The 21,968-nt window shown below is 42.0% G+C and carries 20 protein-coding genes and 1 riboswitch; of the genes, 14 read left to right on the forward strand and 6 right to left on the reverse strand.

What is annotated here, in order from left to right:
* Position 1: 1 nt before the first annotated feature.
* Complete coding sequence (locus G6R08_RS12355) at positions 2-1,432, reverse strand: hypothetical protein (protein ID WP_163528274.1); 1,431 nt, start codon at positions 1,430-1,432, stop codon at positions 2-4.
* 206 nt (positions 1,433-1,638) lie between these two features.
* Entirely contained in the window at positions 1,639-1,815 is a 177-nt protein-coding gene (locus G6R08_RS12360) for a hypothetical protein (protein ID WP_163528276.1), read from the reverse strand.
* A 138-nt stretch (positions 1,816-1,953) separates the two neighbouring features.
* Between G6R08_RS12360 and G6R08_RS12365 the strand changes: the two genes are divergently transcribed.
* The 12 genes from G6R08_RS12365 to G6R08_RS12420 all read left to right on the forward strand — a co-directional run bounded on the left by G6R08_RS12365 (position 1,954) and on the right by G6R08_RS12420 (position 15,879).
* The gene (locus G6R08_RS12365; RefSeq protein WP_163528278.1) at positions 1,954-4,089 is read left to right on the forward strand and encodes a GGDEF domain-containing phosphodiesterase; all 2,136 of its coding nucleotides are present in this window, start codon (positions 1,954-1,956) and stop codon (positions 4,087-4,089) included.
* Between the two features lie 94 nt (positions 4,090-4,183).
* Positions 4,184-4,777: an NUDIX hydrolase gene (locus G6R08_RS12370; protein WP_163528280.1), complete on the forward strand. Its 594-nt coding sequence runs from the start codon at positions 4,184-4,186 to the stop codon at positions 4,775-4,777.
* Positions 4,778-4,849: 72 nt separating this feature from the next.
* Complete coding sequence (locus tag G6R08_RS12375) at positions 4,850-5,995, forward strand: trans-sulfuration enzyme family protein (protein ID WP_163528282.1); 1,146 nt, start codon at positions 4,850-4,852, stop codon at positions 5,993-5,995.
* A gap of 74 nt (positions 5,996-6,069) precedes the next feature.
* A riboswitch (SAM riboswitch) is annotated at positions 6,070-6,179 on the forward strand.
* Positions 6,180-6,310: 131 nt separating this feature from the next.
* Entirely contained in the window at positions 6,311-8,098 is a 1,788-nt protein-coding gene (locus G6R08_RS12380; RefSeq protein WP_163528284.1) for a PLP-dependent aspartate aminotransferase family protein, read from the forward strand.
* A gap of 18 nt (positions 8,099-8,116) precedes the next feature.
* Complete coding sequence (locus G6R08_RS12385) at positions 8,117-9,100, forward strand: aliphatic sulfonate ABC transporter substrate-binding protein (RefSeq protein WP_163528286.1); 984 nt, start codon at positions 8,117-8,119, stop codon at positions 9,098-9,100.
* Positions 9,101-9,124: 24 nt separating this feature from the next.
* On the forward strand, positions 9,125-9,958 hold the full coding sequence (locus G6R08_RS12390; protein WP_240339706.1) for an ABC transporter permease: 834 nt from the start codon (positions 9,125-9,127) through the stop codon (positions 9,956-9,958).
* A gap of 15 nt (positions 9,959-9,973) precedes the next feature.
* Complete coding sequence (locus G6R08_RS12395) at positions 9,974-10,687, forward strand: ABC transporter ATP-binding protein (protein WP_163528289.1); 714 nt, start codon at positions 9,974-9,976, stop codon at positions 10,685-10,687.
* Positions 10,688-10,702: 15 nt separating this feature from the next.
* Complete coding sequence (gene acsA / locus G6R08_RS12400; protein WP_163528291.1) at positions 10,703-12,394, forward strand: acetate--CoA ligase; 1,692 nt, start codon at positions 10,703-10,705, stop codon at positions 12,392-12,394.
* 263 nt (positions 12,395-12,657) lie between these two features.
* Positions 12,658-13,221 carry an RNA polymerase sigma factor gene (locus G6R08_RS12405; protein WP_163528293.1) on the forward strand — a complete coding sequence of 188 codons (564 nt, stop codon included), beginning with the start codon at positions 12,658-12,660 and terminating at the stop codon, positions 13,219-13,221.
* Complete coding sequence (locus G6R08_RS12410; RefSeq protein WP_163528295.1) at positions 13,211-14,023, forward strand: anti-sigma factor; 813 nt, start codon at positions 13,211-13,213, stop codon at positions 14,021-14,023. Before G6R08_RS12405 ends, G6R08_RS12410 begins: the two co-directional genes overlap by 11 nt.
* Positions 14,024-14,162: 139 nt before the next feature.
* A complete protein-coding gene (locus tag G6R08_RS12415; protein ID WP_163528297.1) occupies positions 14,163-15,497 on the forward strand; it encodes a copper amine oxidase in 1,335 nt (444 codons plus the stop codon).
* A 160-nt stretch (positions 15,498-15,657) separates the two neighbouring features.
* On the forward strand, positions 15,658-15,879 hold the full coding sequence (locus tag G6R08_RS12420) for a hypothetical protein (RefSeq protein ID WP_163528299.1): 222 nt from the start codon (positions 15,658-15,660) through the stop codon (positions 15,877-15,879).
* A gap of 191 nt (positions 15,880-16,070) precedes the next feature.
* Here the strand turns inward: G6R08_RS12420 and G6R08_RS12425 are convergent, their stop codons facing one another.
* Positions 16,071-16,352 carry a hypothetical protein gene (locus tag G6R08_RS12425; RefSeq protein ID WP_163528301.1) on the reverse strand — a complete coding sequence of 94 codons (282 nt, stop codon included), beginning with the start codon at positions 16,350-16,352 and terminating at the stop codon, positions 16,071-16,073.
* Between the two features lie 125 nt (positions 16,353-16,477).
* Positions 16,478-18,631, reverse strand: coding sequence for an MMPL family transporter (locus G6R08_RS12430; protein ID WP_163528303.1), 2,154 nt, complete (start codon positions 18,629-18,631; stop codon positions 16,478-16,480).
* 232 nt (positions 18,632-18,863) lie between these two features.
* On the opposite strand from G6R08_RS12430, the gene G6R08_RS12435 reads away from it, so the two are divergent.
* Positions 18,864-19,511, forward strand: a complete 648-nt coding sequence (locus G6R08_RS12435) for a uracil-DNA glycosylase (RefSeq protein WP_163528305.1) — start codon at positions 18,864-18,866, stop codon at positions 19,509-19,511.
* Between the two features lie 102 nt (positions 19,512-19,613).
* Here the strand turns inward: G6R08_RS12435 and G6R08_RS12440 are convergent, their stop codons facing one another.
* On the reverse strand, positions 19,614-20,279 hold the full coding sequence (locus G6R08_RS12440) for a hypothetical protein (RefSeq protein ID WP_163528307.1): 666 nt from the start codon (positions 20,277-20,279) through the stop codon (positions 19,614-19,616).
* On the reverse strand, positions 20,272-20,856 hold the full coding sequence (locus G6R08_RS12445) for a sigma-70 family RNA polymerase sigma factor (protein WP_163528309.1): 585 nt from the start codon (positions 20,854-20,856) through the stop codon (positions 20,272-20,274). Before G6R08_RS12445 ends, G6R08_RS12440 begins: the two co-directional genes overlap by 8 nt.
* Before the next feature lie 198 nt (positions 20,857-21,054).
* Between G6R08_RS12445 and G6R08_RS12450 the strand changes: the two genes are divergently transcribed.
* Positions 21,055-21,960, forward strand: a complete 906-nt coding sequence (locus tag G6R08_RS12450) for an SDR family oxidoreductase (protein WP_163528311.1) — start codon at positions 21,055-21,057, stop codon at positions 21,958-21,960.
* Positions 21,961-21,968: the final 8 nt, after the last annotated feature.

Here is a 21,968-nt window from a genome sequence, read left to right on the forward strand (position 1 = left end):
GTCACTTGGCTGTTTTTAGATCAAAAGTGAATGTATGATTGATGCGTTTACTGATGCCGGCATGTTCTACAGTAAAGGTTAATTCCTCAGCACCCATAATGGAGTAGGCAGAAACCCAGATATGCAGTGATTCCTGATCAGGAGAAAAAACATGGACCTCGTCTTTGCTGCCTTGGTCGTTTTCTACTGTAAATGGTTTCTGGGTGTAGTCGTTTCCCATGATGAAGCTATTGTGAGGAGCAAGGGAAATGGCCTGGTCCTTTTGTTTCGGTTTAAATGTTAGAATGAATTTTGATTGGTCAGGAAGTTGATAAATTTTCTTTTTTAAATAGACATCCGTGTTATACAAGGCTGCTACTTTTTGATGAACATCGACTACTTTGCCTCTGCTGTTTTTCCCTATGTTTTCTTTGAAATCAGTGACATCTACTTTGAACGAATAACCCTGATCTGATTGCAGGCCAACTTGTTCAAGCTGGAAAGTTAAGGAGTCGGGTGTTTTCTCAAATGGAGAGAATTCAGCCACGTACATTTCCTGATTCTCCCCGTAAGGCGCTAGAAACCTTACGTCTTTTTCTTCCCCGTAATTCGATTTGATGGAAGCTTGAAAATAGTTGGTAATCGGCAAGGATTGGTGGCTCATATCTAAGATGATTCGAGTATCCGTCAGCCCCACTTTTGCTTTTTTAAGCTCGACAGTGAGCCCGTCCTTCTGATAGGTTTGATGCAACTTTGCTGTCTTTAAAATGCTATCTCCAGGTTCATAGGTGAAATGGATGGGAGCCGCCTCTGTCTTATAGCGGTCCCCGTTCACTTCTACATGGAGCGCGGTAAGCACTGTTTGATCAAAGGGTACCCCTTTCCTGTTTCGGAAAGAAGTGTTATTTTTCAGCCGAATGGTCGGGATCGTTGCAAAGGTGTACAGTTTTCCGTTATAGGCGATCGAGTCTCCAGAATCAGCGAAAGCTACTTGCAGAGATTGTGTAGGAATGTTCCCGTCTAAAGCTTCCAATTCAATATCGGAAATAGCTACTGGAAGTTTTTCTTTGTCTTTATTATGATCATAATCCTCAACTAAACTAAGGTCATAACTGTAATAGATAAAAATACGATTTCTGGTGTACCATACATCATTTAAAAACAAATTTCCTTTATGTTGGGGAATAGAATATTCCTGGTTCGGCGAGGAGACGATTTCAAGCGTTTCAGCCTTTGTTATCCCCGGTGTGAGGGTTTCATAAAATTGACTAACTTCTGCTTTGTTCTTGGCCATCTTTATGTCATCGGGAAGATTCTTGTGGGTCATGGAAGGTAACGTTTCCTGGGTAAGACTGGGTTTTGTCCCTTCATCCATAGAAAACTGGACAACAACAGCGAAGGTGATGAGGAGGATGGCAATTCCAACCCACTTAAATAGTTTTTTGTTTTTCATAAACAGGCAGACCCTTTCTTTGCCCCGCACGACGTGCCGTTTTTAATCGCGAACTGAGTCAAATTTATTTTGTCGCGCTACTGGGGTCGCTTGCGCTTTTATTCTTATAAAATAGTTGGTGTCTATATAGTAACAAAATAGTTTGAAAAGTGAATAGGTTATCTGCCCATAAAAAATAAGCTTTGCCTCAAGGTTTGAGACAAAGCTTACTTCGTGTCATCATCTGAATAATGTTCAAACATGGCATCTGACTCTTGTTCATTTTCAATATCCTTTTCTTCATGTTTATGGTCGAAAGCATCTTTAAGCTTTGACCGTTTTCTAAAAGAATTCGCTAGTTCATTTGTGACATGCTCTTTTTCTTCGTGTTTTTTATTACTCATTGGTAAAGTCTCCTTTCCTTATATTCTTGTTCCCTTCTTCCGGACTGCTGTAAACCTTTGCTTAACGTTTATGAAAAGATTCCGATAGTAAAAGTAGCGTGAGTGATGAAGGATCCTAAGTAAAGCAGGTGAAGGAAAGTGACTCAGAAAATTGGACATCCATGGAAGGTACTTAAACAGCTGTCCATCCCGATTTGGTTTTATTATAAAGAGGAAGATAGGATTCATCTCAACACCCCTTTAAAGCAAAAGCTTTCAGCACAACATTCTTCTTTTAGTTTAGACGATTTTGCTTGGATCATACATCCAAATGATGTGGCACATGTAATGGAAGCTCTCCAAAGTCAACAGAAGGAGCCGTTTTATTTGAATTATCGGCTGAAGGTCGATGGTCAGTACATATGGGTTGAGGATATGGTTGCCCCTTATCATGAATCAGGAGGCACCTGTATAGGCTATACAGGTCAATCGTTATCTTTAACAAGTTATAAAGAGGAACTGGAAGGGCTGAAAAGATCAGTCATCGAAATAGGGCAGTCTTTCTCTGCTAACGTAGGACAACCCTTCTTTGATTATCTTGTCAAATATTTAGCAAAGATACTTCAAGTGGAGACCGTATTGATTGGTGAACTGACGAGTGGGAATGTTGAACAAATTACGGCTGTATCCATGTTCCATAAAGGCGCAGTTTCTAAAGGGTTCACTTACTTAGTAAAAAATACTCCGTGTGTAGAAGTGGTACGGGGGAAGGAATACTACATTCCTCAAAGAGCTTACGAGTTGTATCCTGAGGACGAGTTGTTTGTGGAAAATAAATTCGAGAGCTACTTCGGTGCCCCGTTGCTTAATTCTAAACGAGAGGTGATCGGAGTTCTTGCCATAATGGATACAAGCCTTAGGAAAAATGGCCCCATGAGCAAGGCACTCTTCCGGATTTTTGCAGACCGGATGGCTAATGAGTTGTCAAAGAGACGAACAGAACGAGAATTAAAGCACATATCCCAGTTTGATCCTTTAACAGGATTGGTAAGCAGGAACTATTTCAAAGACTTACTCGCAGAACAACTGGATGATTCAAGACAAAAGGATCAGCAGCTCGCTATGATCTTCATTGATCTGGATAATTTCAAAATGATCAATGATACGTGGGGTCATGAACGTGGGGATGAATTATTAAAGCAATTTGCGAGTCATTTAAATCGTATTTTTGCCAGGATGGACTGTATCATCTCAAGGATCAGCAGTGATGAATTTGCTGTCTTGCTGCGGGGAGAAAGTGATGTAGTTCGGGCTCGCGAAAAAGCCGAGGACATTATTCATTCAATGAGACGGCCATTTTTTATAAATAAAAAAGAGTACTATAGCACAGCGAGTGTCGGAGTGGCACTTTATCCTCAGGATGCCGAGGAAGAAGAGGCATTATTGAGGTATTCAGATGCTGCGATGCATAAGGCGAAAAGAAAAGGTAAAAACCGATACGAATTGTATAACCCATATATGAGCGAAGAAATGATTGATGAAATGCAGCGTAAGCAAGCATTACATCATGCTTTAGAACGGCGAGAGTTCACTTTGCATTATCAGCCTCAAGTTTGTGGGATCACTTCCAAAATTAATGGGTATGAGGCGCTTATTCGTTGGAATCAGCCATTGATGGGGTTGCTGACCCCTGACCATTTTATTAGTCTTGCAGAGGAAAGCGGGGCAATTATTCCGATTGGTGAATGGGTACTGATAGAAGCTTGTCAGCAAGTGAAGCAGTGGCAGGAAGAGTTTAATCGTCCTGATTTACATGTCTCTGTTAATCTATCAGCTGAACAGTTTGCCGATCGTTATTTAAAGGATAAAATATTTAAGGCGTTAAGACTGGCAAAGCTTAACGCGAACTGCCTCATCATCGAAATTACGGAGACCATGGTGCTTAGAGATTTTGGTCATAGTTCTGAAATCTTAGAAGAATTACGTGGTCACGGTATTCAAGTCCACTTAGATGATTTTGGTGTAGGCTTTTCATCAATGAATTACTTGAGCCGTCTTCCCGTTGATGCCATCAAAATTGATCGTTCTTTTATTCGGCAAATTGGCTCAGATACAAGTGATGTTGCGATCGTTAGCGCCATTATCGCTATGGCCAAGAGTTTAAATTTGCAAATCATTGCTGAAGGTGTGGAGACAGAGGAACACATTGATTATTTAAGTGATAAGGGATGTCATGAATATCAAGGGTATTACTATAGTAAACCTCTCCCTGTAAAAAGCGTGCAGCCATGCTAATGGTTTCACGTTCTTTTTTTGAAATATGATACACTGATTGAAAGAATTTATCGACGGTTTAATGGGTTAACACTGTAAAGAAATGGGTGGGGCTATGAAAGAAAGGCTTAAAATATACAGTAAATGGTTAACTCCGATTGGGGAGAAGGATAGAGATGAAGTCCATCGTGATGGGGATTGGCATGAAAGTTTTCATTGCTGGTTTTACCAGCATGAAGAGAATCGAAGTATGATTTATTTTCAGAAACGTTCTGATAGTAAGAAAGATTACCCCTCTCTGTACGATATTACAGCTGCTGGTCACATTACAGCAGGGGAAAGCAGGGTCGGTGGGGGTTTACGTGAAATTGAAGAGGAGCTCGGTTTAAAAGTAACGCAGAACCAATTGAATTACACCGGATTTTATAAAGAAGAGCTGCTGTTTAAAACGATTAAGGACCGGGAGATCTGCCATATCTATTTATGTCCCTATGAGGATCATATGAAACTGAAAATCAATGAAGAGGTTACAGATGTCGTGCAGGCAGACCTTGAGGATTTTCTGAGCATGCTTTCTAAAAAACGTCCCGATCTCATAGCCAGATCCATGTTGACTGGGGAGGATCTTCCGCTATTTCGTTCAAACTTTTGTCCACATCACTTTAACTATTATCAACATGTTGTGCAGGCCATATTGCAGACTCGCTAACCCTTGATAATTGACAGAATATTATATTGATCTTTATACTTTAATGCATTCATCGAAAAAAGGAGCGAGCTTATGAGTCATTCATCTTTTGAGACGCGTGTGGTGCATAATAAAGTAGAGCAGGAAACTGCTGTACATAGCAAGTCAACACCGGTCTATCAAACCTCTTCGTTTACTTTTAAAGACTTGGACCATTTAGAAAGTTACTATGAGGGAGAGACTGCTTTTTCCTATTCACGAGAAAACAATCCGAATACAGAGGAACTAGGGCAGTCAGTAGCGAACCTTGAAGAAGCGGAGGCAGGTGTTGCGGCATCTTCAGGTACATCCGCGATTTTAGCTGGAATTCTTGCTGTAGTTAAAGCTGGTGATCATATTGTAGCAGCTGAAGACCTTTATGGCGGAACATATAACCTGATTACAAAAGAGCTGACTAGTTTTGGTATTGAGGTTACAATAGTATCTTTTGCTGATCCAAAGGGAGTTGAGCAAGCCATTCAGGAAAATACAAAATTGCTCTACACGGAATCCGTATCTAATCCGTTCTTAAGAGTGGAAAATTTAGAGAAATTAGTTGAGCTTGCTAGACAATACGGATTATTCACCATGGTTGATAACACATTTGCAACACCCTATTTACTGCAGCCTTGCAAGCAGGGGGTCGACATTGTCGTTCACAGTGCCACGAAGTATATTGGTGGTCATAGTGATGTCACATCAGGCGTCGTGGTTGGCAGCAAGGAAATTATGGCACAAGCTAAGCGGAAAGTGATCTCACTTGGTGCAAATTTAAGTCCTTATGAAGCCTGGCTAACCCAAAGAGGGGCAAAGACACTGGCGCTGAGGATGAAGCGGCAGTCAGCCAACGCAAAGGAAGTGGCTGATTCTTTAAAGCAGGAGGAACTGGTGGAACGTGTCTATTATCCCGATCATGTTTCTGAAAATGGACATGGGGCGATTGTTACAATCGAACTTAGCAGAAAAACAGAGATTGAAAGATTCTTTCGTTCTTTAGGTTGGATTAAATTAACCCCAACACTTGGCGGGATAGAAACAACGGTGTCTTATCCAATTAAAACCTCTCATCGCTCCCTGACAGATGAGGAGAGGAACAAGATTGGTGTCAATGATTATGTAGTGAGGTTGTCGATCGGGATAGAGGAATCAGCCGATATGGTTTCTCAGTTTAAAGAAGCGATTACCCATTCTGTAAAATAATATTCAAAAATGATTGACTTTTCTAATTGTTGTACTTTATAATTCATAACCATAGCCAAATTAAATAGTAAGTACTCTTATCAAGAGCGGCAGAGGGAATAGGCCCTGCGAAGCCCGGCAACCTTCAAACATCGGTTTGAAAAGGTGCCAAATCCTACAGATTTTTGAATCTGAGAGATAAGAGGAGGACCTGTTTATTCAAACCCCTCTTCTTATCGAGAAGAGGGGTTTTTCGCGTTGAAAATCCTTCTTCGAGCCACCCCGAAGCCCTCTTGCTAGTAAAAATTCAACCTATTTCCCAAGGAGGATGTAAACATGACAAACTCATTTGAAAGTTACGATTTAAGCACGATTTCACTGCACGGTGGCCAATCCCCTGACCCTACCACTGGATCAAGGGCAGTACCTATTTATCAAACAACGTCTTATGTATTCCATGATACCGATCATGCACAGAGCTTATTTGCTCTCGATGAGCCAGGGAATATTTATTCAAGAATTGGAAATCCGACGGTCGATGTATTTGAAAAACGGATGGCGCTTCTTGAAAATGGCGTAGCTTCTGTAGCCACAGCCTCAGGAATGTCAGCGATTGCCCTTTCTATCTTAAACTTGGCTGGATCAGGTGACGAAATTGTTGCGGCTTCAAATTTATATGGAGGCACCTATAATTTATTCGCTAACACTTTGCCGCGGTATGGTATTAAGGTTAATTTCGTTGACCCAGAGGACCCTGAAAACTTTCGCAATGCATTAACCGACAAGACGAAAGCTGTATTTGCCGAGACCATTGGGAATCCAAGCTTACATGTGTTAGATTTCGAAAAAGTTTCTGAGATTGCTCATGGCCATGGCGTGCCGCTTATCGTTGACAATACATTCGCTACACCTTATTCCTGTAAGCCGATTGAATTTGGAGCCGATATCGTTGTTCATTCTGCTACGAAGTGGATCGGAGGTCATGGAACAGCCATCGGTGGAGTGGTAGTTGACGGCGGGAGATTTGATTGGACGAACGGCAAATTCCCAGTTTTCACTGAGCCAGATGAAAGTTATAACGGGATCCGTTATGCTTCAGATTTTGGCACATTAGCCTTTGTAACGAAACTACGCGTTCAGTTATTAAGGGATTTAGGTGCCTGCTTAAGTCCGCAAAATGCTTTCCTATTACTGCAAGGACTTGAAACATTGCCGCTGCGTATTGAGCGTCACAACGATAATGCATTAGAGATTGCTGAATATCTAAAAGGTCACCCTGATGTAGAATGGGTCTCCTATCCAGGATTAAAAGAACACCCTGCCCATTCATTAGCTGATGAATATTTGGAAGGCGGTTATGGATCGATTGTCAATTTCGGCATCAAAGGCGGCCGTGAAGCGGGTCGACAAGTGATAAACAATATTGCTTTATGGTCACACGTAGCCAACGTAGGGGATGCGAAGTCGTTGATCATTCACCCTGCTTCAACGACTCACCAGCAGCTATCTGTCGAAGCTCTCGCTAAGAGCGGGGTTTCAGAAGAATTGATCCGTTTATCTGTCGGTTTAGAATCAGTGAAGGACCTTGTAAATGACCTGGATCGTGCCATTGCGACAGCAACTGGTAAAGAAACTGATTCAGCAATTACTGAAAATGATGAAGGTGTAATCAAGTGGGCCCTCCAGTCTGCTCAAGTCACCGAAGAACAGGATGGAGAACAAGTGACTCGTCCGAAGCGGCTGGCGGTTGTAGGCTTAAGCGGCAAACCTTCTCGTCCCAGCCATCGTTTAGCCCGTAAAATGCAGCGTCTTGGTTATCAAATTGTACCGGTCAATCCGAGAGAGGATGAGGTTTTGGGAGAAAAAGCATACCCGGACATTAGTTCCATTCCTTTCAAAATAGACGTGGTTCAAATCTTCCGCAGTCCGGAGGCAGCGATTGAAATTGCCAAGGAAGCAGCAACCGTTCAGCCTGGGGTGTTCTGGCTGCAAGAAGGAGTTATTTCACCGGAAGCAGCACGAATTGCTAGTGAGGCAGGTTTACAAGTGGTTCATAACCGTTGTACCTACAAAGAAGCACAGCGCCTGAGAGGGACGATTGATACGTACGCATGCGAAATTTAATGTAACGGGGGCAAACGGATGAAAACAAAATATTTACTCCTTACTCTCACACTTCTACTGACGGTGACCTTAATTGGCTGTTCCAGTAATGCAGAAGGGGAGAGCGGCAAACCTGATAAAGTTACACTTGATTATGCTTATTATTCACCGACCAGCCTTGTTTTAAAAGAGAAAGGCTGGGCCGAGGAAGCCTTTAAAGAACAAGGAATCGAAGTAGAATTCGTATTGAGCCAAGGCAGTAATAAGGCCCTTGAGTTCTTGAACTCAAGCAGTGTAGATTTCAGTTCTTCAGCGGGGGCGGCAGCATTGATGGCAAAGGCGAATGGCTCACCGGTTGAGTCAGTGTACTTGTATTCTAAACCTGAGTGGACAGCACTTGTCACAAACGCGGACTCCGGTATTTCTTCCGTCAAGGATTTAAAAGGGAAAAAAGTTGCCGCTACATTAGGTACAGATCCTTATATTTTCTTAGTTCGAGCTTTAAAGGAGCATGGGATGTCGCCAGATGATATTGAACTGGTCAATTTACAGCATGCCGATGGGGCAGCAGCCTTAACTGCAGGCAATGTGGATGCATGGGCTGGTCTTGATCCTCACATGGCAAGACTTGAACTTGAATCTGACGCGAAACTATTTTACCGCGAACCAACTTTTAATACGTATGGTTCATTAAATGTCCGATCTGAGTACGCTGAAAAGCATCCTCAAATCGTAAAAACAGTGATTGAAGTATATGAACGAGCACGGAAATGGACGATTGAGCATCCTGAAGAAGCGGCGCAAATATTAGCTGAAGAAGCCAATATTGATTTAGCCGTAGCTAAAAAGGAAATGGAGCGTAACGACTTTTCCAACCCTATTCCAGGGCAATCCTTAAAAGAGACGGTTAAGGGTGCTGGTGAGGTGTTGAAAGATGTTGAAATCATTGATCAAAGTGTAAATATAGAGGAACTAACGAATGAACTTGTTAATCCGAGCTTTGCTAAGGAAGTTATCGAATAATGGATGGTAGGGAGGAGTGAAAAGATGTCAAGTCAATCTGAAACAGCCGTCAGACCTTCAGTGGAAAGACGCGGCAAACCAAATTTTAATCCGTTTACATCCAATTTGTTTATAGGAAGTCTCCTCCCTATTGTTCTTATTATCATTTGGGAAGTTGCTTCAAGAAGTGGATGGGTAGCTCCTTACTTGCTTCCTGCCCCCTCAGTGGTTTTGGAGGAAATAGTAGGAATGGCGCAAGAGGGTGAACTATGGGGGCACATATCGATTACTTTATACCGTGTATTTGCAGGGTTTCTATTAGGGATGATAGCGGCTGCGATTTTAGGTGCTGCTACTGGATATATTAGGATCGTTGAAAAAATCCTTGATCCGATGCTGCAGGCGCTAAGGGCGATTCCGTCATTAGCATGGGTGCCCCTGTTTGTTTTATGGATCGGTATCGGAGAAGCCTCTAAAATTACGCTGGTTGCAGTTGGAGTATTCTTCCCAATTTACTTAAATTTGACCTCTGGTATTCAAGGGGTGGATCGAAAGCTGATCGAAGTGGGGCGTATGTATCATTTCACAAGCCTGCAGCAAATCCGCAAAATCATTTTTCCTGCCGCGCTGCCTTCTTTTTTAGTAGGGGTGCGAAGCGGGCTCAGTCTTGGGTGGATGTTTGTTGTTGCAGCTGAACTCCTGGGTGCAAGTCAAGGATTGGGGTATTTGATGGTATTTGGGCAAAATACTTCTTCTCCTGAGCTGGTAATCGGAAGTATCGTGCTTTTTGCGATCTTTGGGAAAATAACCGACGAGATCTTGAAGCGGATTCAGACACGGACTCTGCGCTGGCAAGATAGTATAGAAAATTCGGTTTAGAGGGGAGGAGAAATTATGCTGGCAGTAAATCAGGTTACTCGTGTTTTTCAAAATGGTAAGGCAGGCTTCAAGAACGTTTCGATTCGATTAACTAAAGGAGAGGTTGTCGGTGTCCTTGGCACAAGCGGGTGTGGGAAAAGCACCTTGCTAAGAGTGCTTTCCGGGTTAGATGTTCATTATCAAGGGCAGATCGATACTACCGTTAGTGATGCTGAACATGCCTTTGGGATGATGTTTCAAGAGCCTAGGCTGATGCCATGGCTCTCGGTTTGGGAAAACATTACCTTTGGAGTAGCCAGAAAACAAAACAGAGACCAGGCTATCGATTTACTTCAAACCGTTGGGCTTGAAGGGTTTGAAAATCACTATCCTAAAGATCTGTCTGGCGGCATGGCTCAGCGTGTAGCAATTGCCCGTTCATTACTCAACCGGCCTGAAATTTTATTACTTGATGAACCATTAAGTGCACTAGATGCATTTACGAAGATGCAACTGCAGGATTTACTGCTTTCCATCTTTGAAAACCATCAAACGACGACCCTGCTTGTTACCCATGACATTGATGAGGCTCTTTATCTATGCGATCGTGTGGTCATTATGAGAGGGCAACCGGGCAGAATTCAAACCGAAATATCGATAGATAAACCGAAACCACGCAGCCGAGGCGATGCCTATTTAGCACATCTAAAAGAAGAAATTTTGCAAGAATTAGACTTTACTAGAGTATAAAGGAGGATTTGAGGCATGTCTGATTCAATTCTACCTCCAAGGCGCGGGAGTTATAACATAGCAGAAGAATGGATGGAAGGAGAGCCTTTCTCCTGGGAGCGAGTTCATCCAACCTTTACCTGGTATCGTACAGGACAGGTAAACATGACTTATGAATGTGTAGATCGCCATGTTCTTAATGGAAAGGGGGAGAAGACAGCTCTGCGGTACTTTTCAGATACCGAGAATTTCTCATTGACTTACAGAGAATTGCAGCAAGAAGTGAATCGCTGGAGCCATGTACTTGCGGCATCTGGTGTGAAGAAAGGTGACTTTGTATTTGTTTTCTTACCGAAGCACCCATATTGTTATATTGCCATGCTGGCGGCAATAAAGGTTGGGGCTGTTGTAGGGCCATTATTTGAAGCCTTTATGGAGGAGGCAGTTCGTGATCGGATCAATGATTGTGAAGGTGAATTTCTGATTACCGATTCCAGCTTTCTATCCCGTGTTCATCGTGAGGAAATCCCGAGTTTAAAGAAGGTCTTTACAACAGACAAAGAAGCAGGAGAGGCAGATTTATCGATTACAGCTGAGGCTGAAAAAGCTGATGACGAGTTTGATACCGTCTGGGTGGACCTTGATGATGGTTTAAATATTCATTATACATCAGGTTCCACAGGCAAGCCGAAAGGGATTATACATGCTCACCGAAATATGATTCAGCAATACCAGACAGGTCGCTGGGTACTTGATCTAAAGGATGATGATATTTACTGGTGTACTGCTCATCCAGGCTGGGTCACAGGAACGGTGTACGGTGTGTTTGCCCCTCTGCTAAACGGTGTTACGACAGTGATTCACGGCGGCCGCTTTTCAGCAGAAGCCTGGTATCAAGTACTTGAGCACGCTGGAGTGACGGTATGGTATAGCGCGCCGACTGCTTTCCGTATGCTGAAGGCAGTGGGTGATAAAACATTAAAGAAATATGATCTTTCCTCATTAAGACATATTCTGAGTGTGGGGGAACCACTAAATCCGGAAGTTATCCATTGGGGTGTAGAAGCCTTAAACTTAAGAATTCATGACACATGGTGGATGACAGAAACAGGTGCACAATTAGTGGCTAACTTGCCTACACGTCCCATTAAACCGGGTTCGATGGGACGTCCGATTCCAGGCATAGAGGTTGCCGTGTTAAATGAAGAAGGAGATGAGCTGCGTCCTGGCGAAACCGGGCATTTAGCCATCCGATCTTCCTGGCCTGCTATTATGAAGGAAGTTTGGAAAAACGAACAAAAATATCAATCTTACTTTCCTTATGGAAAAGAGTGGTACATTGCAGGAGACCTTGCCTATTTAGATGAAGATGGTTATGTGTTTTTCCAGGGTAGAAGCGATGACATGATCAATTCATCTGGAGAACGCATTGGTCCTTTTGAAGTTGAAAGCAAGCTGCTTGAGCACCCAGCTGTGAAAGAGGCAGGAGTAATTGGCAAGCCTGATCCAGTCCGGGGCGAGATTGTTAAAGCCTTTATTGCATTGAATGATAGCTTTCAGGAAAGTAAAGAGCTGATCGAGGAGGTTCGCTTATTTGTCCGAGGCCGACTAGCTGCTCACTCTGCTCCTCGAGAAATCGAGGTGATTCAAGAGTTGCCGAAAACACAGATAAGCGGAAAGGTGTTAAGAAGAGAATTGAAAAAAGGAGAGATTAACCAGGCAGGGTAATTCATTACCCTGCTTTTCTTATGTAGGAAACAGGTTAAATATACATACTTTTCATACTTGTATAAGGTCAACTCCTGGGTACAGTGTGAACCTTTAGTAAGTAGGCTTATTCCCTACATGACAGGGTTTTCATGAAAATGTTTTTTCGAAAAAGTGATCCAAGGGATGTTTTTTTTCGATAGCTAGGTAAGCATGGCTCCAATAGAAGATATATACCTTAATGATATGCTATGATAGCTTTATCCACCACAAAGGAGTGTGCTATGAGCAATCAAGACTTAGAGCTCTATCACCAGATGATGGGTGGCGATAAGCAGGCACTCGAAACTATCTACGATAAATACGAACGACTGCTTTACTCATTTGTCATGAAGTTATCTGGAGATCAGACATTAGCCGAGGAAGTATTACAAGAAGTTTTCATTAAGCTATGGACGAACAAAGCAACATATGATGAGACAAAAGGAAAGTTTTCATCTTGGATCGTCACCATCACAAGATACACAGCAATTGATATCATTCGTAAAAATAAAAAACATGCTGTTGCCTTAGAGGAAGAGACTGATCTTCCTGAGCAAGCCGGTGATTCTACAGAAGATTTAGTGGAATGGAAAGAACAGGGAGAAAAGGTTAGGCGGGCAGTCAAGGAATTATCGAACGAACAAAAACAAATGGTGGAACTGTTTTATTTCAAGGGATTAAGTCAACGGGAAATTTCTGAAACATGTAATCTCCCTCTAGGTACAGTAAAAGGCAGGCTGCGCCTTGCAGTAAAGCATCTAAAAACACATTTATCACAAGGGAAAGGGGGCGTTCATGATGCGTAACGAATGCGAGAAAGTAATTGATTATTTTAATAATCAGTTGACCGAAAATGAACAAAATGAATTCGAGAAACATCTGGAAACGTGTGGCGAGTGCCGAGAAGAGTTAGCAGAGCTTCGTGCACTTACAGAAGATTTAGCGTTCGCTTCAGAGCCCGTCAACCCTCCGGAAGGTATGAAAGATCGTGTGTTAGGTGCTGTTTTTGCAGAGGAATCGAATGATACGAACGAGGAAGAATCTGACTACTCAGAGGATCATCATAATTCCTCAGTTGTAGCATTTGAGCCCAAAAAGGATAAAGATACTTCAGAACATGAAGAGTTATCGCAAAAAAATAAAAAACCTTGGCTCATGCGCGGTTTAGCTGCTGCGTTGATTTTATCTATAGCAGGTAATTTATATGCAGTGATGAACGAACAAGAGTCAGCGACACAGCCAGAACCTGATAAAGATCCGACAATAAGTACAGACGAAATTACAACGAAGGTTCAGCTGCAAGGTGAGACAGATGCGCGGGCAACAGCTTCACTTATTCAACAGGAAGACGGAAATCTCCTCACATTACAGGCTGATGCCCTGGAGCAATTAGAAGGAGAAGAAGTGTATCAAGTCTGGTTAATTGAAGGTAAAAAACCGTATCGAGCCGGAACATTTGTGGCAAATGAAAACGGGGAAGGTGCAGTCGCTTATGCGATGGAGCAACTCCCTGAAGGTACCAATTGGGATGCGGTAGCGATATCGAGAGAACCTGATGCTACCAGCCAGACGCCACAAGGTAAAGTGATCTTACAAGCAGAATTATAATAAGCAAAATGACACGTGCAGACAGGTTTTCACAACTGTCTGCAATTTTTTTGAAATTTTTCAGGAAAATAGTGATCCATTTATAATTTGCCTTCGATAGCTAAGTGAATAAACAAAACAAGAAGGGGAGATTGTTAAAATGGATATGAAAAAAGCACTGTTTGCCGTACCGTTAAGTGTTTCACTGTTACTGCCGACGTCGTTGGATGTAGTAAATGCTGAAGAGCACAATATGCCTACAGTTGAAACAGAAGCTGTTGAGCTTCGGTCAACGTTAGACAAATTGTTTAGTGAGCACGCATACCTAGCTGTTGAAACTATGAGAAAAGGAGCAGAAGGAGCTGCTGACTTTAAAGCTTCAGCAAATGCTTTAGCTGCAAATACGGAAGACCTTTCTGCAGCAATCGCCTCTGTTTACGGTGAAAAGGCAGGAGAGAAATTCCAGCAAATGTGGAGTGAGCACATTGGTTATTTCGTTGATTATGTCAAAGCAACTGGCAGTGGAGATGAAGAAGCGAAGCAAGCTGCTCTTGATGAACTTGAGCAATATCGTCAGGACTTCTCTCAATTCATTTCAACAGCAACAGAGGGTGCTGTAAAAGCAGATGGATTAGCCGAAGGATTACAAATGCACGTTAACCAGCTGATTGGTGCATTTGATGCTTATGTAGCTGGTAATTATGCCGAAGCATATGCAAAAGAACGTAAAGCCATTGACCATATGTATGGCGTAAGTAAAGGATTGTCTAAAGCTATTGTCAACCAATTCCCGGATAAATTTAACCATACCAAAGCTGTAACACCTGCTGCTGATCTTCGTTCTAATTTGAACCACTTACTAGGTGAACATGCAGGACTAGCTATGATGGCTATGCAAAATGGTTTAGATGGTTCTGAAGACTTTCAAGCATCTGCAGAAGCATTAGTAGCTAACACGGAAGACTTATCCGCAGCCATTGCCTCAGTTTACGGAGAAGAAGCTGGGCAGAAGTTTAAAGAAATGTGGTCAGGACACATCGCTGATTTCGTAACTTACGTGAAAGGAACAGCCGCTGGTGATGAAGCTCAAAAAGAGAAAGCATTACAAGCCTTGGAAGACTACCGTGCAGACTTCTCTGAATTCATTGCAACAGCAACGGAAGGTAAAGTTCCGGCTGATGTTCTTTCCAGTGGATTACAGGAACACGTTGGCTATTTAATCGGAACATTTGATCAATATGCTGCCGAAGATTATAAGCAAGCGTATGACACTTTAAGAGACTCTTATGCACACATGTTTATGACTTCTAAAGCTCTCTCAGGTGGAATTGTAAGCCAGTTCCCAGATAAATTTGCTATGGAGAGTATGCCATCAGATATGCCGAAAACCGGCATGGGTGGAACAGCTGCAAACAATGATCTATGGATCTTTGCTTCTATTCTTGCACTAGTTGGGGCTGCTGGAGTTTACCTTCGTAAGCAGTCTAAACAATAATTCGATTGATCTCTTATTAAGCCAGAAAACTGTCTCCTGTTCAGGAGGCAGTTTTTTTTATTCTGGCAGGATACCGGGGAGTATAATTAAACCGATGTGTTGTCTGCTGAGTAATTGGGTATAAATGTAGTAGAGGACACTTGCGGAAGAGGTGAGTTAGATGTATTCGGTGACATTACAAAAAATATTAATTTACATTGGCTGGGGCATCATTATCGGAGCCATTATAGGATTTAGTGCAGTATTAGGTTTTGATCTTGATGGATCAGTATTTGTGCTATCGATTTTTCTAAGTATTTTTGGAGTATTTCTGGCAGCTATGTATGCAGAGCTTTATCATATACGTGAAGCCGTAAATAAACAGCGGCGAGAACATAAATAACTGAAAGGGAGGCACGTTTCCATTAGGAAAACTGCCTCCTTTTTACTTTGATAGAAAAGAAAAGACGAGCATTGCGATATATAACACGCCAATAACCGCCATAAGAAGATAGCTTTGGCGGGTTAGTTTTTTAAAAATGATATAAAAGGTGCCGGCTACTACAGACAGGATGAAGATCCAGTAAAGCAACGTCATGGAGCGTACCTTTTTCTGTCTTCGTCATTCAAAAACTTTGTGAAATAAGCACCCAGCATGAGCAAAGCAATTGTAATAAACCAGCTTACTGCGCCAAGTAAATCAAGTGACAAAATAATAAAGTTAAAGATACCAATTGTGAAAAAGCACAAGGAAGTCATGTACATTTTGAACGAGCCATACGTGCCGTTACGTCTTTTGAAATGTTTTGCCCTTCTTATGAAGACGTAAAGGCTAATTGTGAGAGCAATTAGAAATAAGACTTGAAGCAGCAACATTACAGACCCTCCTATCTTTATTATCATACCTCACAAAATACATTTTTTTCAAATTAATTCTTGCTCATTAGAATAGCAAAGGAGCACTGATCATTCATACAGTGCTCCTCGTTTCTGTGATTAGACTAGGTTCGAGCTTGAAATTTCTTCTTTTTTCTGCAAAAAGGGAGCCACCAGTTCCAGTCACCGAGCAGCTTCATTAAGCTAGGAACGAGCAGAAGCCTAATGATGGTGGCATCGATAAAGATAGCGATCGCGATACCTACACCAATTTGTTTGACAGGAACCACACCTGTGAAAGCAAATGCGCCAGTGATGACAATCATAATCAGTGCAGCTGACGTAATAATTTTACTAGTAGTCGCAAGTCCTTCAATGGTGGCCTTGGTATTGTCGCCTGTTTTTTGATAAAACTCCTGAATTCGCGAAATCAGAAACACTTCATAGTCCATGCTCAATCCAAAGACGAGACTGAATACGATAACGGGAAGGATCAAGGAAATGTCTGTTTCATTCATTCCTAAATGCCCGCCTTGGAACAGCCATACGAGAATCCCGAAGGTGGAACTTAATCCAATGATGTTCATCAAAATTGCTTTTAGCGGAATCACGACTGATTTGAAAGCAATCGTTAAAATGATAAAAGTAGAAATCAGGATAATCGCAAGTGTAATGCCGATTTTGTCAAAGATTTCAGTGTAGATTTCCTGATTGAATTTAGGCTGGCCGCCGAACATCGTAGAAACTTCCCAATCGGAATGGCTCCATTCATATAGTAAATCCTGAGCCTCATTTGAGTTCGCTGTAACAGACAGTTGAACTGGAATCATGAGCTGATCCCCTTCAATAAACTGCTCAATGGCTGGTTCGAGCTGCTCTCTAGTTTGCGGTCGGTCGAGGGCAGATGCAAGTTTATCAGTTGATTCAATATCACTTTCTGAGTAAAGTGTCTGGACAGAATTAACGATATCAGGTTCATGCAGTTTCTCCTGGAGTTGCTCCATTTGTTCTAAGCCACCCTTTTCAAGCCAACCACCCTCGCGTTCAGCGACTACATAGGCTGTACTTTGGCTTTCTTTCATGAACTCCGCATCAATTTGTTCATAGGCAGCGCGGGAGTCATAGCTTTCGGGCAAGGCAGTGATAGTTGGAATGGTTAGATTCATATTGGTGACAGGGATTACCCCAATGAGCAAGATTATAAAACTAACCATCGCAATGATCACAGGGTGTTTCATAACAACACGGCCAAATTTGCGCCATCGCGGTGTTGTATCTTTTTCAGAAGGAATAATTCGCCATTTATGAATCCGAGGCCCTAACACATAAAGCAGGGAAGGAAGCAGTGTGATTGAGCTGAGAACAGCGGCCGTGATCACGACTGTTCCACCGATCGCAATGTTGGTGAAAATGTCTACTCTAATCACACTCATTGCAGCTAACCCGATAAATACACAAAGAGCTGAGAACAAAATTGAGCGTCCTGCCGTCTCGATTGTAGTGACAAGTGCTGCAGCTTTATCCTGTTTCTGAAGTTCCTCCTTGTAGCGGTTGATGAAAAGCAGGGCAAAGTCAATGCTTAACGCAAGCCCGATCATCGGAGCGATGTTCAAAATGAAGATTGATAACTCCATTTGTTGTCCCACGATGGCCAGCACACCAAAACCGATAACAATCGTGATACCACCAATGATTAGAGGAAGTAAGGAAGCTACGACTGTTCCAAAGGCAATCAGCAAAATGAGCAGAGCAAAAGGCAATCCAATGAGTTCGGCACGTTTCAGGTCCTTCTGGCTTGCCTTATTGATGTCTTCTGAAATAACAGGTGCCCCGGTTACCGTAATGCCTTCCTGTGTGCCAATGGTATTTTTAACATCTTTAATCACCTGAGACATGTTTAGAGACTCATCGTCAAAGTGAAGGGCTGCATAAGCCAGGTCGTCTTTTTGCATCGACTCATCTTCAAGAGGTGATTGAACGGAAGATACGTTAGGTAGATCATCTAATTCGGTTAGTTTATTAGAGATGGTCGAGCGGAAACTTTCATCGGATTCGTTTACTCCTTGTTCAAAGAGAACGAGGAGGGTCGAAGCTGGAAAGTCGAACTTTTCCTGTAGTATGTTTTCAACTTTTTCATATTCACCGTCAGTTCTAAATCCATCGCCTTCGAGAAGGGAAGGCAATTGAATGGCGAAATAGCCCATACCGATAGCAGCAATAATCCAAAAAGTGATGAATAGTTTGTAAGAACGAACTATTAGGGAAGCAAACTTTCTCATGGAACCATCGAACTCCTTTATTTAAACTACCCTACAAATGATACTCCTTTTCTTTAATTTAGGAAACTAATAACGTAGCCATCCCGTTATGACTTATAATGTGTAAATAAACAAAAAAGCGGGAAAACATTCTGACAATTGATGAAATATATCCCACTAAATTCCACCTCAGGTCATCCAGATTCTGGATGACCTGAGGTGGATAAAATTGGATGGGGAAGGAGTGAATGTTATGGATCTGCCTAAGTGGTTATTGGAGGATGCTGAAAAGCGTATCAAACCATATGATGTAGAAGGCTTTGTTCTTGGGCAAGGGTATGAGAATGCTGAGGTTGTTATTGTCGGAGAGGCGCCTGGGGAGAATGAAGCAGTGAAGGAAGAACCGTTTATTGGGAGAGCGGGAGATGAACTTGACAAGCAGCTTGCTTATATAGGACTTCAAAGGGAAGACATTTACATTACCAGTACGGTTCGCAGCCGTCCTTATAAATGGGTAAAAACAAATAAAAAAGGTACGAATGGAAAACGAAAGGCCAATCGAAAACCTAATAAGAAAGAAATTCTGGCACACGCTCCGATATTAGACTATCAACTTGAGAAAATATCTCCTTCATTAATTATTGCGTTAGGAGGGGTAGCATATGAACGGTTGACTGGCAGGAAAGAAAAAATGTCCGAAGTGCTTGGAGAAGTCATTGAAACACCGATCATGAAACTTAAGGATGATGAGTATCAGCCATCCCATCAAAACTTTATTATTTTCCCGCTGTATCACCCGGCAGCCGTATTTTATAACCCCAAAATTAAGGAAGATATTTACGCTTCCTTAGATAATCTAAAAGCTTATTTAGATAAGCACAATCTCTTAACAAAAACATGAAATCTTTTATGGAGTGAAAATACCCAAAAGATCCAAAATATACAAAAAAAACCACCTCAGGTCATCCAGAATTTGGATGCCTGAGGTGGGGGATCATGTGATTTATTGGGCTGCAGGCAAGGGTTGTTGTTTTTCGAAGACGAAGAATCCTTTTTGGCTAATGGAGCTTGTGCCAATGCCCGTGCTTCGTCTGCTGTGAATTGCGATTTTCTCTGAAGAATCCATGCCTTCTATACTGTATATATCTGTTTTAGGGAAAAAAGCCTGTTGAGGTTGTTGTTCTGAAGCATTGCCAGGCTTGACTGTTCCAATTACTTGATGAAGTTCAGACTTTTCAACCCTATTGCCTGTTTGTACATACATTTCATTTTGAAACATGACATAAGTTTGACGGATCATGGTCGGGCTTTGCTTACGATCTGTCCACGTCCTCCCGCTTAATGTTTGTACAGATTGACCAGGGGGTGATGTGGAGGTGACGGATTGCTGGGCTTTTAATTCGGTAACTAAAGAACGTTCCGAAAGTGGAGAGGCTTTATGGACTTCGGATTGGGATGGCTGACTGGTTACCTGGAAACAAAGTAAAGCGATCACAGCAACAGCAGGCATAGGTAAGGTGATTTTTATCCAACTTTTCATCGGTTTTTTTGATTGATGATTGGTGACTTGCTGAACCATTTTGTCAATCTCCCGCTCTTTCATTGGAACTTTACGATATTTCACATTGTGATCCATCTTTTTTAATTTATGGTCTATTAAATCATTCATCTAGAAAACTCCCTCCTGATGTCAGCTGTTCTTGTAAAAGCTGACGAGCCCGCCTAAGCCTGGTTTTTATTGTGTTCGTACTCACATGTAAAAGCTGGGCTATATCCTTTACTTCAAATTCCTCAAAGTAATATAAAATAACAATTTCTCTGTACTTGTTATCTAACTGCAAGACATGTTCCAGAAGTTCCTCATCTTCACTTTTATGTACGGTGTACTCTTCAGGTGTAGCCTGTGGGGAGGGGATACTCCGGAAAACTTCTGTACTTTTCCTTATCACTCTTTTTATATAAGCACTCTTAAGATGGTCCTTACATAGGTTGATTGTTATTTTGTAAAGCCACGTTTTGACGCTGGATTGTTGTTTGAAGGTTGAATATTTCTCGTAGGCCTTAATAAATGCCTCTTGAGTTAAATCTTCCGCTAAGGAGTAGTCCTTCACATAAGAGTAGGCAAGCCATTTAAGATCGTGGCTATACTTGCGAATCCACTCCTCAACTAGCTCATCAGCTGTTGCTTCAGGTTGCGTATGATTTGGTTTTTGAGGAAGTTCCTCTGTGCGTTCTTTGTTAATCAACTTGTCCCACCTCATAGAATAGACGACACCCCTCTCGTTAAGGTTTTAGTAAGTTGAAAAAGACATCGATTATAATCCCTATCTTACCACAGGTTTTGTGATTGTAATGGTATGGTTTGAAAAATGAATTCGTATGGAATGGTTGTAGATTTTTAGGGCAGTATTTAAAAATGAAACGACTTAACTGGAGGAGTAACTATGTACCCTAAGTATTCTTATTACAAAGAAATCACAAAAGCTAAACAGCAACCATTAACATTTCCGCCCCAGCATCAGAATACACAGCCAGGAAAAGAATCTGCAATGAACCCAAAGCCAATCATTGAAAACCAGGAGTATAAAGGCGGTGAAAAGCTAGCTGGCAAAGTAGCCATTATTACAGGTGGGGACAGTGGAATCGGAGCCTCTGTTGCTATCGCATATGCAAAGGAAGGAGCAGACCTTGTGATCCCATATTATTCTAGTGATGAAGACGAAGATGCCTTCCGCACGAAGAAACGCATCGAAGAACTTGGCCGCAAATGTTTGTTAGTAACAGGTGACCTTAGTGAACCCGAACATTGTGAAAATATTGTTAAGCAAACACTTGAAACCTTTGGAAATCTGCATATTCTTGTCAACAATCACGGTGTTCAATTTCCTCAGCAGAATTTAATAGATATTACAAATGAGCAGTTTGATAAGACGTTTAAAACGAATATTTATTCCTTCTTCTATTTATCAAAAGCTGCCTTTCCTCATTTAAGCGATGGTGATGCTATCATTAATACAGCATCTGTGGTGGCTTATGAAGGGAATAAACAGCTTATTGATTACACAGCCACTAAAGGAGCTATTGTGAGTTTTACCAGAGCCCTGTCCCAAAACCTTGCGGACAAAGGGATTCGAGTAAATGCTGTGGCTCCTGGTCCAATTTGGACACCACTAATTCCGGCAAGCTTTTCGGCACAGGATGTGGAAATGTTTGGAGCAGATACCCCTATGAAAAATGCCGGACAGCCGTTCGAACTTGCTCCAACCTATGTGTACTTATCATCAGACGATTCCAGGTATGTCACAGGCCAAGTACTCCACGTAAACGGAGGTAAAATGGTAAGCTCATAGAGGAAACC

This window comes from Halobacillus ihumii (assembly GCF_902726645.1).
Classification (GTDB): Bacteria; Bacillota; Bacilli; order Bacillales; family Halobacillaceae; genus Halobacillus_A; species Halobacillus_A ihumii.

Coding starts and splice junctions, on each gene's coding strand:
- G6R08_RS12410 (WP_163528295.1), top strand. CDS start 13,211: ATGATGCGTAACGAATGCGAGAAAGTAATTGATTATTTTAATAATCAG.
- G6R08_RS12440 (WP_163528307.1), bottom strand. CDS start 20,279: ATGAATGATTTAATAGACCATAAATTAAAAAAGATGGATCACAATGTG.
- G6R08_RS12435 (WP_163528305.1), top strand. CDS start 18,864: ATGGATCTGCCTAAGTGGTTATTGGAGGATGCTGAAAAGCGTATCAAA.
- G6R08_RS12405 (WP_163528293.1), top strand. CDS start 12,658: ATGAGCAATCAAGACTTAGAGCTCTATCACCAGATGATGGGTGGCGAT.
- G6R08_RS12370 (WP_163528280.1), top strand. CDS start 4,184: ATGAAAGAAAGGCTTAAAATATACAGTAAATGGTTAACTCCGATTGGG.
- G6R08_RS12450 (WP_163528311.1), top strand. CDS start 21,055: ATGTACCCTAAGTATTCTTATTACAAAGAAATCACAAAAGCTAAACAG.
- G6R08_RS12385 (WP_163528286.1), top strand. CDS start 8,117: ATGAAAACAAAATATTTACTCCTTACTCTCACACTTCTACTGACGGTG.
- acsA (WP_163528291.1), top strand. CDS start 10,703: ATGTCTGATTCAATTCTACCTCCAAGGCGCGGGAGTTATAACATAGCA.
- G6R08_RS12375 (WP_163528282.1), top strand. CDS start 4,850: ATGAGTCATTCATCTTTTGAGACGCGTGTGGTGCATAATAAAGTAGAG.
- G6R08_RS12395 (WP_163528289.1), top strand. CDS start 9,974: ATGCTGGCAGTAAATCAGGTTACTCGTGTTTTTCAAAATGGTAAGGCA.
- G6R08_RS12390 (WP_240339706.1), top strand. CDS start 9,125: ATGTCAAGTCAATCTGAAACAGCCGTCAGACCTTCAGTGGAAAGACGC.
- G6R08_RS12430 (WP_163528303.1), bottom strand. CDS start 18,631: ATGAGAAAGTTTGCTTCCCTAATAGTTCGTTCTTACAAACTATTCATC.
- G6R08_RS12380 (WP_163528284.1), top strand. CDS start 6,311: ATGACAAACTCATTTGAAAGTTACGATTTAAGCACGATTTCACTGCAC.
- G6R08_RS12420 (WP_163528299.1), top strand. CDS start 15,658: ATGTATTCGGTGACATTACAAAAAATATTAATTTACATTGGCTGGGGC.
- G6R08_RS12355 (WP_163528274.1), bottom strand. CDS start 1,432: ATGAAAAACAAAAAACTATTTAAGTGGGTTGGAATTGCCATCCTCCTC.
- G6R08_RS12360 (WP_163528276.1), bottom strand. CDS start 1,815: ATGAGTAATAAAAAACACGAAGAAAAAGAGCATGTCACAAATGAACTA.
- G6R08_RS12415 (WP_163528297.1), top strand. CDS start 14,163: ATGGATATGAAAAAAGCACTGTTTGCCGTACCGTTAAGTGTTTCACTG.
- G6R08_RS12425 (WP_163528301.1), bottom strand. CDS start 16,352: ATGTTGCTGCTTCAAGTCTTATTTCTAATTGCTCTCACAATTAGCCTT.